Origin of the sequence: Kordiimonas sp. (genome assembly GCF_965216265.1) — a bacterium.
Taxonomy (GTDB): Bacteria; Pseudomonadota; Alphaproteobacteria; order Sphingomonadales; family Kordiimonadaceae; genus Kordiimonas.
The window spans coordinates 1,477,367-1,492,500 of record NZ_OZ244153.1; the positions used below are offsets into that span (position 1 = coordinate 1,477,367).

At 51.2% G+C, this 15,134-nt stretch carries 12 protein-coding genes, 1 tRNA gene, 2 rRNA genes and 2 pseudogenes (1 of these 17 cut by a window edge); 9 read left to right on the forward strand and 8 right to left on the reverse strand.

What is annotated here, in order from left to right:
- Positions 1 to 7 precede the first annotated feature (7 nt).
- Positions 8 to 358: a copper-binding protein gene (locus ACOOGA_RS06755; protein WP_417461205.1), complete on the forward strand. Its 351-nt coding sequence runs from the start codon at positions 8 to 10 to the stop codon at positions 356 to 358.
- Between the two features lie 69 nt (positions 359 to 427).
- Here the strand turns inward: ACOOGA_RS06755 and ACOOGA_RS06760 are convergent, their stop codons facing one another.
- Genes ACOOGA_RS06760 through ACOOGA_RS06770 form a run of 3 tightly spaced genes read right to left on the reverse strand, consistent with a single transcriptional unit; the run spans position 428 to position 2,420 of the window.
- The gene (locus ACOOGA_RS06760; protein ID WP_417461206.1) at positions 428 to 766 is read right to left on the reverse strand and encodes a c-type cytochrome; all 339 of its coding nucleotides are present in this window, start codon (positions 764 to 766) and stop codon (positions 428 to 430) included.
- A 10-nt stretch (positions 767 to 776) separates the two neighbouring features.
- Entirely contained in the window at positions 777 to 1,070 is a 294-nt protein-coding gene (locus tag ACOOGA_RS06765) for a cytochrome c (protein ID WP_417461207.1), read from the reverse strand.
- Positions 1,071 to 1,088: 18 nt separating this feature from the next.
- Positions 1,089 to 2,420 (reverse strand): hypothetical protein, encoded by a 1,332-nt coding sequence (locus ACOOGA_RS06770; protein WP_417461208.1) that lies wholly within the window; start codon positions 2,418 to 2,420, stop codon positions 1,089 to 1,091.
- Positions 2,421 to 3,073: 653 nt separating this feature from the next.
- Here ACOOGA_RS06770 and ACOOGA_RS06775 point away from each other — a divergent pair.
- Positions 3,074 to 3,475: a MerR family DNA-binding protein gene (locus ACOOGA_RS06775; protein ID WP_417461209.1), complete on the forward strand. Its 402-nt coding sequence runs from the start codon at positions 3,074 to 3,076 to the stop codon at positions 3,473 to 3,475.
- An 8-nt stretch (positions 3,476 to 3,483) separates the two neighbouring features.
- On the opposite strand, the gene ACOOGA_RS06780 is transcribed toward ACOOGA_RS06775, so the two are convergent.
- The gene (locus tag ACOOGA_RS06780) at positions 3,484 to 3,621 is read right to left on the reverse strand and encodes a hypothetical protein (protein ID WP_417461210.1); all 138 of its coding nucleotides are present in this window, start codon (positions 3,619 to 3,621) and stop codon (positions 3,484 to 3,486) included.
- Between the two features lie 35 nt (positions 3,622 to 3,656).
- Here ACOOGA_RS06780 and ACOOGA_RS06785 point away from each other — a divergent pair, with 35 nt between their 5' ends.
- The 7 genes and pseudogenes from ACOOGA_RS06785 to ACOOGA_RS06815 all read left to right on the forward strand — a co-directional run bounded on the left by ACOOGA_RS06785 (position 3,657) and on the right by ACOOGA_RS06815 (position 10,778).
- Entirely contained in the window at positions 3,657 to 4,013 is a 357-nt protein-coding gene (locus tag ACOOGA_RS06785) for a hypothetical protein (RefSeq protein WP_420430034.1), read from the forward strand.
- Positions 4,014 to 4,075: 62 nt separating this feature from the next.
- The gene (locus ACOOGA_RS06790) at positions 4,076 to 4,243 is read left to right on the forward strand and encodes a hypothetical protein (RefSeq protein ID WP_420430035.1); all 168 of its coding nucleotides are present in this window, start codon (positions 4,076 to 4,078) and stop codon (positions 4,241 to 4,243) included.
- A 965-nt stretch (positions 4,244 to 5,208) separates the two neighbouring features.
- On the forward strand, positions 5,209 to 5,604 hold the full coding sequence (locus ACOOGA_RS06795) for a hypothetical protein (protein ID WP_420430036.1): 396 nt from the start codon (positions 5,209 to 5,211) through the stop codon (positions 5,602 to 5,604).
- Between the two features lie 153 nt (positions 5,605 to 5,757).
- Positions 5,758 to 7,866, forward strand: coding sequence for a TonB-dependent receptor (locus ACOOGA_RS06800; protein WP_417461214.1), 2,109 nt, complete (start codon positions 5,758 to 5,760; stop codon positions 7,864 to 7,866).
- A gap of 56 nt (positions 7,867 to 7,922) precedes the next feature.
- Entirely contained in the window at positions 7,923 to 8,477 is a 555-nt protein-coding gene (locus ACOOGA_RS06805) for a YybH family protein (protein WP_417461215.1), read from the forward strand.
- A gap of 121 nt (positions 8,478 to 8,598) precedes the next feature.
- The gene (locus ACOOGA_RS06810; protein WP_417461216.1) at positions 8,599 to 9,417 is read left to right on the forward strand and encodes a formyltransferase family protein; all 819 of its coding nucleotides are present in this window, start codon (positions 8,599 to 8,601) and stop codon (positions 9,415 to 9,417) included.
- A 347-nt stretch (positions 9,418 to 9,764) separates the two neighbouring features.
- Positions 9,765 to 10,778, forward strand: a pseudogene (locus ACOOGA_RS06815) (IS110 family transposase).
- 265 nt (positions 10,779 to 11,043) lie between these two features.
- Here the strand turns inward: ACOOGA_RS06815 and ACOOGA_RS06820 are convergent.
- The 4 genes and pseudogenes from ACOOGA_RS06820 to ACOOGA_RS06835 all read right to left on the reverse strand — a co-directional run.
- Positions 11,044 to 11,350: pseudogene (locus ACOOGA_RS06820) on the reverse strand (transposase); the annotation flags it as partial.
- A 471-nt stretch (positions 11,351 to 11,821) separates the two neighbouring features.
- Positions 11,822 to 11,898: transfer RNA gene (locus tag ACOOGA_RS06825), tRNA-Met, on the reverse strand.
- Between the two features lie 275 nt (positions 11,899 to 12,173).
- A 5S ribosomal RNA gene (gene rrf, locus ACOOGA_RS06830) occupies positions 12,174 to 12,288 on the reverse strand.
- Positions 12,289 to 12,462: 174 nt separating this feature from the next.
- Positions 12,463 to 15,134: ribosomal RNA gene (locus tag ACOOGA_RS06835) — 23S ribosomal RNA — on the reverse strand (it continues 73 nt past the right edge of the window).

Sequence of the window (15,134 nt, forward strand, 5' to 3'; positions counted from 1 at the left end):
AGTTGTCATGAGAAAGATATTAAAAGCGCCTTTAATGGCCCTCACTATTATTGGATTGAGTTCGCTGGTAGCCCACGCCAGCGAGGATGATCACAAGCATAAAAGCCACCAGGCCCCGCATGGCGATATGGAGGAGGTTATGGTCCATGCCAAGGTCAATAGCGTGAATATCGCAGAAAGGACGCTCAATGTCAGTCACGGCCCTATCAAAAAACTTCATTGGCCAGCCATGACCATGGATATGAAAGTAGCTGACGACATCGATATAGCCTCGCTGGATCCAGGACAGGAAGTCATGATGGCCCTGGCGCGTGGCGAAGATGGAATCTTTAGGGTCACGAAAACGATGATGCACTGATCTCAGCAACTCGCAGTGATCATATTTAAATGCCCGCCCTATAAGGCGGGCATTTTTCATTGGCCTTTGCTACTGAAAGGTCTTTCGCATGTAGGAAAGGATGTCACGAACATCGTCCTCGGTCAGATCCGGATTGCCGCCTAGAGGGGGCATAGCCATGTCCGCGCCCGGACGATCAACACCTTCCATCACACTTTTGAAAAGCGCACTGTTACCCTTTTTTAGAGGTCCCGTGCGCGATGTAAAATCCGGCAACCCAGGAATGGTTGGCTTTCCATTCTCGCCATGGCAGGCGATACAGGTCTCTTCGTATTTCTCTTTACCATTGGCCAAGTCTTGCGGTGCGGCCTGCGCAGCAACAGAGAAAGCCGAAATGGCAATCAGCGATATCACGTATTGTCTTTTCATCTTTCACTCCTTACTTGTTGCTGGCCTGAAGGAAGGCTTTGATATCCCTAGCAACATCTCCAGGAATATTCGCCCGGACCCGCATGTGGGTAACATCCACATGCCATTCTTCATCGGAGTTGTCCTGTGCGCTTTTCATATTGTGACAGCGAGCGCAGTTGGCTGCCCACGCCTTGGCACCGCGAGCAAATTGCATAGGATCGGGTTTCGCTGGCGATGTATCCGCGAAAACCGCTCCCACGCCAACCGCTGACGCAAGAGCCGCGAACAAGACAACCGGAAGTAGTTCATTTTTCTTCAACATTCGAATATCTCCTCTTCCTTAGAAGCCGTATGACAACTGGAACTGCAGACGTGTGTCGTCGTCCCGCTCTTCTGCTTCATAATTGCGGAACTCCAGGCCGGTTTTCACGACGACAGAAGGTGAAAACCAATAGTTAAGGCCAACATTGAAGCGTTTCTCATTGGTCTCTTCCTCAAGCTCATGATCACCAGCGACCTTAAACTGGCCGTATCGCACGACCGGCTCCAGTCGTTGAATAAGAGGGGAATCTGAAATATCGGACAATCGATATGCTGCTTGTGCGTACCAAGCTTTCCAAGATAAAGGCTCTGGTTCCCCATGGTCTTCGTCGGCTTCACCGAAGTTCTTGAGGTCTGCATTCAGATATTCGGCGCGGATATCCCAGTTGCCGCCTGTGTAGGCCGCATCAAAGCCCCATAGGTTATAATCACCCTGCGGCTGATCCTCGAATAGCTCATCAGCTTCATCATGATCGTCGACAACAGGTTCCTCATCGTGATCATCACCGCCTTCTTCTGCTTCAGGTGCGACCTTTGCAGTAAGCAACGATCCCCCAATTTCTAAATCGTCAAATGGGAAGAAAGCCAGCCGTCCACTGATTGCTTTATTGCTATTGTCATCGCGACCAAACCCCTCTACTTCGACACCGCCATGTCCAGCCCGAGGGCCATTCCCGACCGCGACCGAATAAGTGAACATGCGCTCGCCGACCGGCACACCACCACGCAGCATCAGCCCCACCTCGCTGATTGGCTGAATGCCACCGTGGCCGAAGCCCGCAGGTGCATTGACCGACCGGTTAATCCAGCTGGGGTGCAATCTTTCTTGAAACTGGCCAACCGGGCTTAGGAACTTTCCCGCAACCAGCACAGCATTGTCATGCAGCAGAAAGTCGAGCTGACTATATTCTAGCACCATGTCAGTCTCGCCATTGCTATTGGTTGAGACCTCAAATTCCGATTCAAAAAGGATAAGGTCCTTATACTGGAAGTGAAAAGCAGGATTGAATTTTCCACTTGTGAAAGTGTCGGAATTCTCACCATCACTAAATTCAATGCCAACATCGGCATAACCTGCCAGATGCCACGCATTGGGGCGGACAGGGTCAGCCACTTCGACAGCTTTTTTCGCCTGTTTTTCCGCGCGTTCAGCACGTTTGTCTGTCTGCTCGGCCCTTTGACTGGTTTCAGTCAGTTTGGCTTTCAGCTGTTTCACTTCGGCTTCCAAGGCGTTTAGCCGCTCTAGAAGCTTCGTTTGGGGTGTTTCATCGGCGTATGCCGGTACCCCAAGGCTCAGCGCTGTCGTGCATAGCAGGCAGACAACCAAGCCTCCGCGTGAGATTGCCCTCATAGCAAGTCTCCCTAAAAGAACATTGTTCAGATTGTGAATGCGTAGCTTGCGGACACACCCCGGATAAAACGGGTGGGTTCAAGGAGTTCCAGACCGGGGTGTGCTTCCGCTGAATCTAGATACTTTGGGGGGTGTGGGGCCACTTCGGGATGGAGAGAATATGGCACATACTGGCGTGGAATAGCCGTCTTTACGGACGGAGGGGACGGAAAGTCAAATGTCATAGCGACGATCACAAATGGCGGAACGACATGAAGGATTGAGGTTTTACCACCACTGTCAAAAATATCTTTTGCTCCCATAAAATGGTCACAAAAGACCTCAGAGGCTGACTTTTCCTGCGTAGAGATCATGCTCCATGCGTCTTGCCATGTATCCAGGCAGGTTACTTGTGTCATGACTTCGGCGTCATTTTCAGCCGCACGCGTCCCAATCGGCGCTATAATGAACGCGCCGATCAAAAGCATACGAAGAAAATGTTGGAACCGCCTCACGGGATATTCCTTTCTCCCGATACGTTATCCAAACTGAAACCGGACCTAATTGATTTCTGTCAAGAATACGCACAGAAAATATATTTGAACCGATACAATATTTGATTGTATTATGTTTGTGGGTTCAAGGAGTTCAATGCTTTTGAGAAAGGTATTGGCATGGACGCCCTTGTGAAAATTGGTGAGGCCGCTGAATATGTTGGTCTGCCGGAAAAAACGATCCGCTATTATGAAGATGTTGGTTTGGTTGCTCCATTGAGGGCTGAGAACGGCTTTCGACAATTCAGGTCATCCGACCTTCGGGCGCTCAGAATCATTAAGAATGCTCGCAATCTGGGGTTCTCGGTTGAAGACAGCCGGGCGCTTCTTGACCTTTTCATGAACCAAGACAGGTCAAGCGCTGACGTCAAAAAGCTGGCGACCAAACATCTAGAGGAAACCAGAAGCAAGATGGAAAAGCTCGCGACGCTGTGTACGCAACTTGACCGCCTTACGAAAGACTGTCAGGGAAACGAAATGCCCGACTGCGCGATCCTAGATTTTCTGGCAAATCTGAATTGATGCATCAGCTAGTCGTAGCGGTGATGCGTGAATTTTTGATCAGTTTCCCTCGGAAAAGCCATCATGCCGTTGCCTGATCGGTTCGGGCCAGCGGCTCTCTCAAGTACCCGAAGCTTGCGCCTGATCTCTCTTTCATCGCTATTCATGGTCATCATCCTCCGTGCAAGTCAAATTACACGAGATGTCCCACGAGGTCGTACATTCCTACAAGCCGGTTTCAGAGAATAGTGTGCGCTCACGCATTAAGAGTATCCCGGCACGAACCAAAATTAAGCACAGGGAAAGCGGCCGGAATGCACGGGACAAGTTTGATCCAGTTACGGGTGAGTTTCCTCGGCCCAAATGGCCGTTTGGTGTTGTGCAGATGGACCATACACCAACGGATATTGCTGTCGTAGACGAAGAATACCGTCAACCCATTGGCAGACTGAATCTTACCATAGCCGTCGATATGTATTCTCGAGCAATCCTTGGATATCTGTTGTCTTTGGAAGCCCCTAGCGCGACCACCGTGGCCTTATGTCCGCCCATGCTGTAGTCCCCAAGGTAGCGTGGTTCAAGGATAGGGGTATCGAAGCAGACTGGCCCATGTTTGGGAAAATGGACGTTCTTCACGTCGACGATGGCCCTGATTTCAAGAGCGAAGCACTCAAGCGTGGATGCGACGAGCACGGTATCGTGCTTGTACACCGCCCGGTGAAGCACCCAAAATACGGCGGCACCGTTGAACGCCTATTCAAGACCCTAAACGAGCAGATCCATACTTAGCACGGCACCACCAAATCCAATCCTGCGGACAGGGGCGAGTACGATTCAGACAAAGAATCATGTTTAACGATAGCCGAGCTCGAGCAGTCTTCGCCGCCTTCTAATTGGACATCGTACTTGGCGCCCAGATGTCCAACGACAACAAGGCCGACATTGGCGACCAGTGTCTGGTCCTTATTCTTAATTCTCCTTCGGCCCCAGTGTGCGTCCATGCGCTGTTGACGGCCTTCGATTGCATCGTGCCAGTCGCAGGGCTCATCTGCTTCACGAGACCGACCTGCGATCCGTCTGGCGGCGTTAGCCTAATGCTAAAGGGAAGCCGTTCGACATAGCGTTCACACAAGTGCTGAATTTCTGCTTGCTGTTGGTCAACCTGCCGCGCTTGTCCTGCTGTAGAGCCAATAACCGATGAACAACAGCATGGCTGATGCCAGAAGTGCTGTGACCCCCTCTGCAACTTCGCACATTGCACCGCTGATCTGGACGATGTGCTCGGACCCTAAGGGAGCGGGTGCACCGTAAGCTCAAAGAGTTCGAAAGCCACCTTGCAAAGGTCACAACCCTCAGGAAGGAATTGCCGCTGTTGCTGAGCCTGTGCGAAGAAAGCTCCGAAATATGCTCCATTCTGGAAGATCTGGGTGGAGACACCTGAAATGAGGGGCTTTGAGGGGCCGTATGTACGAATTGAACTGCGCCGGGATTGGGAGGGGGCTATTTCGCAGCTTCTCTAAAGGCGCAATTACTTTTAGGAAGATGCGGCTCGTTGAGCCTTTCGAAAAATCGACGTCATACTTTGATGCCCGCAACCTGAGGGAAAAGCACCAGTGCAGTGCCGCCTTATTAATCATTTGGGGATGCCAGAGAAGGTGCCTAAAACTTGACACCTTCGAAACACAGAACCTATAATGTCCTCAGGGAGGTATCCAGATACATTGAATGCGAGCAGATTAATCGTTATTGCCCACATGATCATTTGGATCATGTCGCCGCTGCCGGTTCTAGCGAGCGCTTCCCCTTGGACTATGCATGCCAATGTCAACGAGGTTACTGTTGACCGATGGGTTGTGGCCGCAGTTGAAAGCGCGAACGCAGAAAAGTCTAACGATTTAGCTGCTGAAACCTTTAATATGTTCATCAAATCCCATGTGAACTTAGATGCCCATAACGATGGGGATCATCATGCTCATAACTCTTTAGATTCATGTTGCGAGCTTGGCGGTTTAGTCTGCCATGCTGGCTTGATGCCGGCTAATACACTGTGCTTAGGGGAACAGTTTCACAACTGGGATGCAGTTGCAGACACCTCCCTCTCTGGTATTGCTCTCCCCGTCCTTTTCCTTCCTCCCAGACACACGGTCTAAATCAGACCGCTACCAGTTTCTGAATCTTAGCAAGGTATCACGACACTGCTCATATTGGGTTGTGTGAGCGCTATCGATTCGCAGACATCTACCAACCTTCGGACTCGAGGAGTTCGACTAGGGATAAAGGGTCGTAGGCCCTTGGAGGAAACAATGACAAATACGTTCAAACCAATTCGTACGCTTTGTGCGTCCACTTGCACCGTTGCGCTTCTCTCGCACACCGCGCTCGCCGATGAAGCTAAGGAAGACTACGGTCTACTGGAAGAAGTGATTGTGACTGCACAGAAGCGTGAAGCCAGCATGCAGGACACACCTATCAGCATCACAGCCCTTACGGGCGATATGATGGATAGCATTGGTATTCGCACCATCGAGGACTTCACATTTTTCGTACCTGGTATAACGGTCACGAATGATTCCATGGCAATTGTTAATATCCGGGGGATAGGCACCTCAGCTTTCGGAGTGGCAACTGACCCGAGTTCGACAGTCCAGATTGACGGCGTGTATCAACCACGCCCGACTACCGGCTACCAGGATATGTTTGACATTGAACGCGTCGAACTCCTACGGGGACCGCAGGGCGTTCTCTTTGGACGAAATTCGACGGGTGGCACACTCAATATCGTCTCGAAAGCGCCATCTGACGAGTTGGAGGGTACCGTTGGTGTCACCATAGGAAACTACAACAAACGGACCTTCAGCGGCACCATGTCAGGTCCGTTGAGTGATAATGTACGTGGTCGGCTGACCCTGCTTAAAAATGATCGGGACGGCATCTACACAGATGCACTGACAGACGACACATATCAGGACCAGAATACCTTTGCTGGACGCGCAACGCTGGTAATGGACTTGGCAGATGACTTTGAGTTGATTCTGCGTGGTGACTTCAGTAGAGAGCGTGAAGCCGGTTCTCTTGCAATACGGACTACCCCGTACCCTCAGGCGTTCGCAGATGCTGGTGCTACGCTTCCTACCCAAGACGATGTAATTGCTCTGGACACAAAGCCGGTCGCCAACCTTGATGTTTGGGGTATGTCGGCAACCGCAACCTGGGATGGTGAAAACTATACATTTAAGTCGATAACCTCCTATCGGGAGAGCGATATCGAACAGGTCCTTGATGTGGATGGAACCGATCTCTTCTTGTTCAACATTGGCTTTCAGGAAAAATCGCAGTCGTTCAGTCAGGAAATTCAGTTATCGAACAACAATCCGGAGAAGCTTGAGTGGATCGTCGGCGCATTCTTTCTGAATGAAGATGGCGATGGCGGAATAGATCTTCTGTTTCAAGATCCACAGATTGTTATCTCGGAAAGCAACGTAACGAACGCTTATGCCTTGTTTGGTCAGGGCACATATAGCCTTACCGACCGTTTGCGTGCCACGGTCGGGCTTCGCTATAGCTACGAGAAAAAAAGCTACAATTTTGGTACGTTGGTGAATGGTACCGAAGTCGACAACGGTGCACCCAAAGCAGACTGGCGTGCCTGGACACCTCGTTTCGCGATCGACTATGACATCAATAATGATGTCCTTGCCTATATTTCGGCAACTAAAGGCTTTAAATCCGGCGGTTTCCAGCTGGGTGATGCGGGCGCTTTCGATCCAGAGTTTCTATGGAGTTATGAGGCTGGCATCAAGTCGACGCTATTGGACAAGCGGTTACGCGCCAATATTGGTGTTTTCCAGTATGACTATACCAACCTCCAAGTAGTTGAATTTGTGGGTGGTGTTGCAACAACGACTAACGCCGGTAAAGCCAAGATCAAGGGTATTGAAAGTGAATTTGTCGCCCGTATAGCTGAGGGGTTCGATGTCAACCTTACGCTCGCTTATCTCGATGCTAAATATACCAACTTCTTTGAGGGCGGCGAGGATTTCTCGGGCAACAGGCTGGCCAACTCACCTAAATGGGCGTACTCCCTTGGCGCTCAATATTCAACGGAAATGGATTTTGGCGGGCGCTTGACAGTGCGCGGCGATTACGCATGGCGCGATAATGTGGACTTCAATCGGAACAACCTGCCGCAGTTCCGTGCTGATACATATTCCCTGCTAAACGCTCGGCTGTCCTATACGACTGAGGACGAGAATTGGGAAGTCTCGCTCTACGGCCAGAACCTCACGAACAACCGCTACGCCACCTATATCACATCCGCGCGAGATATAAATGGAGGTGCGGATGCGAATGTCTCGTCAGCGGTTTATGGCGAACCTCGCCAGTATGGCATCCAACTTCGCAGAAACTTTTAATAGCAAACTGGAAGTGGCGGCAATTTTGTCGCCACTTCAAACATCAGGATCGAGTCATGAAAAAATTACGGAAAGAAATATCGAAGTTGGCAGTGGCTCTCGTTTCGCTCCCCTTAGTCTATTTCCTTATCATGGGGTGGTATACTGAAGCCCCGGACCAGAACAGTGAAATCTCGCGTCTGTCAAATCAAGGCGGCCCGAAAATTGTGAACACCTCAGACCCTTCTGCTGTCAACACCAGTCTAAGGGCCTTTATGGAACAATTTTATTCAGCACTCCACAACGACGACTTTCAGACTGTGTCAGGTGCCTTTTCAAGCGATGCAACTATCTTTGAAAATGGGCTCCGAGAACCATCTTTAGCCGATTATTTGGACAATCATCTTAAACCGGAAATGGTGGTTATGAAGTCTGCTAACCGGCAAATTCTTGTCCAAGAAGCATCCTTAATCGGCGATGGCACGCTGGTAACGACGAGTTCGCTTCTCAGCTTCTCCGTTGAGGGCAAACAAGTCGATATTCAAAGCGTCGAGACATTGTTTCTTGTGAAAGATGAAGGGCATTGGAAAATTCAGCATGCCCACTGGTCGTCACGTCCAGCTTCAAAATAGCACAAAGCTTATCAGGGAGAAGTTTCTGGGGAAGAAGCTAAATCCCGATATCGGGGCGCCGTCAGAAGTGTTTGGTGAATTTGATGTCGGCTGAACCAAACTTTGAATATGAGAGACGATTGTGAAACTTGTATATTTCGGAAATGATGCTTTGGCTTCAACTGTTGACGCTTTCCTGGATTACGGTTGGTCAATTGCCGCATTCTATGTGAGCCCCATCGAAGGGGTTCAAAAGGAAATTGAGACAAGAGCCAAACAACTTTCAGCGCCAGTCTATAGCGAGAAACCTCAATTGTCCGGTATGCAGAAGCATGTTGAGGCTGGTACAAACATGTTCTTTGCTGCCGAGTATCTTCACAAGATACCAGTCCCTTACGATCTTCAGTATGCAGTAAATCTCCATACCAGCTTGCTACCGATCGGTCGAGGCGCCTGCCCACTACCCAATATACTTGAAAAAAACACCAAGGCAGCAGGGTTAACACTGCACAAACTAACGAAGATTTTTGACCAAGGTGACATTGTTCTACAACAGAAAATCAATGTTTGCCCCTCAGATAGCCTAAATACACTAACTGTGAAACTGTCTGTGGCAGCTCCCCAAATATTACGACGATTTTTAGGCGATTCTGAGGACCTCTATAACAAGGCTTGGCCTCAATCGCAAGGGGAGGTTTGGCCCGTTCCTCCAGCGCACACAAGGATACTTGACTGGGACCTTACTGTCGACCGTTTAAATCGTAGAATAAAAGCCTTCGGTCATTTTGGCACAATAATAAAGATGGACGATAAATACTGGCGAGTGGTTTTTGCTGAGGCAATTACTGGTCAGCATCATGGTCGACCCGGCGACCTGATTTTTAGATCCAACGACCTGATCGCGGTCGCATGTTTGGACGGTTTCGTTTGCATTCCATGTAAAGCGCTAGTGTCAATTTAACGGATCATTGGAGGAATCCATAAACTCGAAAGGAACAATGGCAAATATAGAACGTGGGGTGCAGAGAACCATGGAGACGATAGCCAAACGTATCGAGAGAGAAAGAGTGACCTGCCCCCATTGAGTGGTCCCATCATTAAGTTAGGATTTGGCCACTATGATCCCCTCCCAGAAAATGGCTCATTTTTCTGGGGCACGTCAGCCAGTCAGGTCGAAAAGATGAGCGACAATATCAGCGACCATGAAAACGCCATATCCGCATTGAACTGATGGGGCGGATACCCCCTTCGGACGGCATTGTATAATGCCTTGCGGACACCGCGTCGGTGTCGTCGAAGGAGGAGCAAATGACTGACATTCACATCCTGACAATAGATTTGGCATAGCGGAGCTTTCAGGTCTGTGCAACCGATCGATGCGGGTCGGTTCTATATAACCGCATGATCTCCCGAGGAAAGCTGGAGAAACTGTTGCAAGACCAGGCGCGCTGCATTGTCGCGATGGAAGCCTGTGCCACGAGCTACTATTGGGGCAGGTTTGCGCAGAGGCTTGGCCACGAAGTCCGGTTGATCCCGCCGATTTGCGTTAAGCCATTTGTCAAACGACAGAAGAATGACGCGGCCGACGCGGCGGCGATAGCCGAAGCGGCGCTCCGACCAAACATACATTATGTCGCCGTGAAGAGCGCTGAGCATCAGGCCCGAGCGGTAGCCTTCCGGACCCATCAATGCTTCGTGGGACAGCGCACCCAACTGATCAACGCGTTGCGCGGCCATTTGGCCGAATACGGGGTGATTGTTGCGCAGGGGCCTGGGAAGATCAGATCCGTTGCCGACGTGCTGGACGATCCGGCCGTCGACCTGCTGGTCGGTGTAAAGGAAATTGCGCGCCTTTACCTGACACAGATTGAAACGCTTGATGCCAGGATCGATGAGTTGACCCTCAAGCTACGCGAGGCCACAAAGACGAATTACGAGATGCGGCGGCTATGCACTGTGCCGGGCGTCGGTCCGGTGACCGCTGGCGCAATTATGGCCTTTGCGCCCGATCTGCGCACCTTTGCCAGCGGCAGGAACTTCGCAGCCTGGTTGGGCCTCGTCCCGCGACAGCGGTCGACCGGGGGCAAGACCCGCCTCGGCTGCGTCAGCAAGATGGGCCAGCGTGATATCCGCAAGCTCCTGATCGTTGGTGCCATGAGCCGGATCAGATGGATCGTGCGCAAAGGTGTGTTGCCGGATAACTGGCTTGGCCGCTTGATGGGGCGCAAACCTCGTATGATTGTCGCCGTCGCGCTGGCCAACAAAATGGCCCGTATCATCTGGGCCATGATGACACGTGGAGAGAATTATCGTTTGGCGTGATCCGCTGCCGTTAATTGACGGCAAGGTGGGAAGCGCTCGGGGCCGAGGCCGTGGCAAGGAGATCGACTGACATTTATGCGGCAAGGACTTCAATGTTCAGAACGAGGTAAACCAGTCCCGGGGCGCGAGCAATCCAGCTCCCTGAACCGATGTCGCCCACGTTCTTCGAACTGCATACCGGCCCCGTGGCGACTTCAGGCCACGACAAGAGGCCTGACACATTCGACCGATAGAAGCGCCACGCTGTAAAAAAGTCAGAAAATCACCTTGCAAAACTGGGGGCATCCACACACGATGCCTTGCGCAATATCTCGTTGGCCTGCCTCAGTTCCCTGTTCTCCCGTTCAAGGACCTTCAGCTTGTCGGCAACCTCGGTCGGGACACCGGCCCTCGCCGCTGTCCACCTCTGTCTTCTTGACCCATTCGTTCAGGGTCTGGGGGACACAGCCAATCTTGCTGGAAATGGATACAATCGCTGCCCAACGGGACGGATACTCGCCCTCATGGGAAAATACCATGCGGACCGCACGGTCGCGGACTTCAGGTGAAAATTTATTCGTGGTCTTGCTCATAATGGCTCCTTTTACTCAGAAGTTGGAGTCTCCGGCAATCCCGGGGCTGTTCATTGACAGGATTAATTTTCTTTTTGGCGTCCAAATTTACAGAGATTCCTTATTCTAGATGGCTTTTCTCTAAGAATCCTGCCTTCTTCTGCAAAGTATTTTCTAGTTAAGAATTTTATACAGCAGTTGGCCACCCGTACTGCAATTTTTCCGCTAATATTGGCTTTCGCCTGTTACCTATGCGTTACCTGTTGGATATTTTGGATGTTTGTTTCTAGAACGCGAAAGGCCCTTAACTCGTTGACTTAGCGGTCTTTGTGTTGGTTTTGTGAGTAGGATTTACCACTTCGAGCTACGCTCTCGTGTTGTCTCCAACACGTTGTTTTTCAACGTGTTTCCGCCCGAACCGGTGTGTTCATTCACCGGCTCCACCTACCATATAAAACAAAAGGCCCACCCGAGGGTGGACCTTTGTTTCATTGGTTGCGGGAGTAGGATTTGAACCTACGACCTTCAGGTTATGAGCCTGACGAGCTACCGGACTGCTCCATCCCGCGTCAAGTGTGTTGGTTCCGTTTCGATGGGCATTGCCCATTCTCACATGAACCGCGCTCAAGACCGTCCATCTCTGGATTTTCTTTTGCGCTGGCTTTGGGGTTACCTTTTCCGAGCCGCGACTAGCGGTGAGGCAAGGTCCTTGCGGCCGCCCGCCCTTCTGGGCGGAAGTGGATATCAGCCTACGGCTGACACACACAGAATACTAATTAAAAAACCGGCACATGGCCGGTTGATTAACGTTTGAAGAGTGATGATGTTTTTTACTCTTTTGTAGATCTGGCGGCGACCTACTCTTCCGCGCCTTAAGACGAAGTACCATCGGCACAAAGGCTTTTCACTTCCGGGTTCGGTATGGGACCGGGTGGGACAACCTTGTTATAACCACCAGATCAACAAAAGAGTAATTGCGTGTTTTACATGCTGCTTAAAGATCCTCACTCATTGACTGCAGAATATACCTTCTACAGCCCTGAGCGCGTTCCATGTGAGAGGCGATCGCATCAGCGTCGCCTCGCAGCGGGAACAAGACATAAGAGAAAAACTTTCCTCTCTGTCTATGGAGGGCTCTCAAGCCTATCGAGCAATTAGTATCAGTTAGCTTCATGTGTTACCACACTTCCACACCTGACCTATCAACGTGGTGGTCTTCCACGGCTCTCAGAGAGACCTAATCTTGAGGGGGGCTTCCCGCTTAGATGCTTTCAGCGGTTATCCCGTCCGGACATAGCTACCCTGCAATGCGGCTGGCGCCACAACAGGTCCACCAGAGGTCCGTCCACCCCGGTCCTCTCGTACTAGGGGCAGCTCCTCTCAAGTCTCTTGCGCCCACGGCAGATAGGGACCGAACTGTCTCACGACGTTCTAAACCCAGCTCACGTACCTCTTTAATTGGCGAACAGCCAAACCCTTGGGACCTGCTCCAGCCCCAGGATGAGATGAGCCGACATCGAGGTGCCAAACACTGCCGTCGATATGAGCTCTTGGGCAGTATCAGCCTGTTATCCCCGGCGTACCTTTTATCCGTTGAGCGATGGCCCTTCCACACAGAACCACCGGATCACTATGACCGACTTTCGTCTCTGTTCGACTTGTCAGTCTCACAGTCAGGCAGGCTTATGCCATTGCACTCAACGATCGATTTCCAACCGACCTGAGCCTACCATCGCGCGCCTCCGTTACTATTTGGGAGGCGACCGCCCCAGTCAAACTACCCGCCACAGAGGGTCCCAGTCCCGGTTTCACGGGACGTGGTTAGATATCAGGAACAACAAGGGTGGTATTTCAAGGGTGGCTCCACCAGGACTGGCGTCCCGGCTTCAAAGCCTCCCACCTATGCTACACATGTTATCCCTAATACCACTCTGAAGCTGTAGTAAAGGTGCACGGGGTCTTTCCGTCTGACCGCGGGTACTCCGCATCTTCACGGAGAATTCAATTTCGCTGAGTCTATGCTGGAGACAGTGGGGAAGTCGTTACGCCATTCGTGCAGGTCGGAACTTACCCGACAAGGAATTTCGCTACCTTAGGACCGTTATAGTTACGGCCGCCGTTTACCGGGGCTTCAATTCGGTGCTTGCACACCTCCTCTTAACCTTCCGGCACCGGGCAGGCGTCAGACCCTATACGTCGTCTTGCGACTTCGCAGAGCCCTGTGTTTTTAGTAAACAGTCGCCACCCCCTCTTATGTGCCCCCACCAAAGAGTTGCCTCGATGGTGGGCCTCCTTCTCCCGAAGTTACGGAGGCAATTTGCCGAGTTCCTTCAGCATAGTTCTCTCAAGCGCCTTGGTATGCTCTACCAACCCACCTGTGTCGGTTTAGGGTACGGTCTATATGATGAGGCTATTTCCTGGAACACCTTTACAGCCCCTCCAATCCAATAAGGAAGAACTATGACCAGTATTCGTCACATCTCATCAGGTACAGGAATATTAACCTGTTTCCCATCGACTACGCTTTTCAGCCTCGCCTTAGGGGCCGACTCACCCTGCGCGGATTAGCCTTGCGCAGGAACCCTTGGGTTTTCGGCGAGAGTGTCTCTCACACTCTTTATCGCTACTCATGTCAGCATTCTCACTTCCGATACCTCCAGCATGGCTCACGCCACACCTTCAACGGCTTACGGAACGCTCCGCTACCACGTGCACAAAGTGCACATCCACAGCTTCGGTACATGTCTTTAGCCCCGGTACATCTTCGCCGCAAGACAGCTTAATTAGACCAGTGAGCTGTTACGCTTTCTTTAAATGATGGCTGCTTCTAAGCCAACATCCTGGTTGTTATGGCCGTCTCACATGCTTTCCCACTTAGACATGATTTAGGGACCTTAGCTGGTGGTCAGGGCTGTTTCCCTCTCGACTATGGACCTTAGCACCCACAGTCTGTCTCCCAGGCTCTACTCTACGGTATTCGGAGTTTGGTTAGAATTGGTAAGGCTCGCGCCCCCCGCATCCATCCAGTGCTCTACCCCCGTAGGTAATACCTGAGGCACTACCTAAATAGTTTTCGCGGAGAACCAGCTATCTCCCGGCTTGATTGGCCTTTCACCCCTAGTCACAAGTCATCCCCGTCTTTTTCAACAGACGTGGGTTCGGTCCTCCAGTGCATGTTACTGCACCTTCAACCTGCTCATAACTAGATCGCCGGGTTTCGGGTCTAATCCACTTAACTCAGTCGCCCTATTCAGACTCGCTTTCGCTACGCTTACACCTAACGGCTTAGGCTTGCTAAGTAGACTAACTCACTGACCCATTATACAAAAGGTACGCCGTCACATCACAAGGATGCTCCGACTGCTTGTAGGCATTCGGTTTCAGGTTCTATTTCACTCCCCTCATCGGGGTGCTTTTCACCTTTCCCTCACGGTACTGGTTCACTATCGGTCGTATGGTAGTATTTAGGCTTGGAAGGTGGTCCTCCCATGTTCAGACAGGATTTCACGTGTCCCGCCCTACTCGAGGCTATCTTCTTTTCTTTCCCGTACAGGACTATCACCTACTATGGTCCTACTTTCCAGAAGGTTCCGGTAGATCAAAAGATAACACTGGCCTGGTCCCCGTTCGCTCGCCACTACTAGGGGAATCTCTGTTGATGTCTTTTCCTCCGGCTACTTAGATGTTTCAGTTCGCCGGGTTCGCCTCACATGGCTATGTATTCACCATGCAATACTCCAAAAGGAGTGGGTTTCCCCATTCGGATATCTGTGGGTCAAAGGTTACTGGCACCTCACCACAGCTT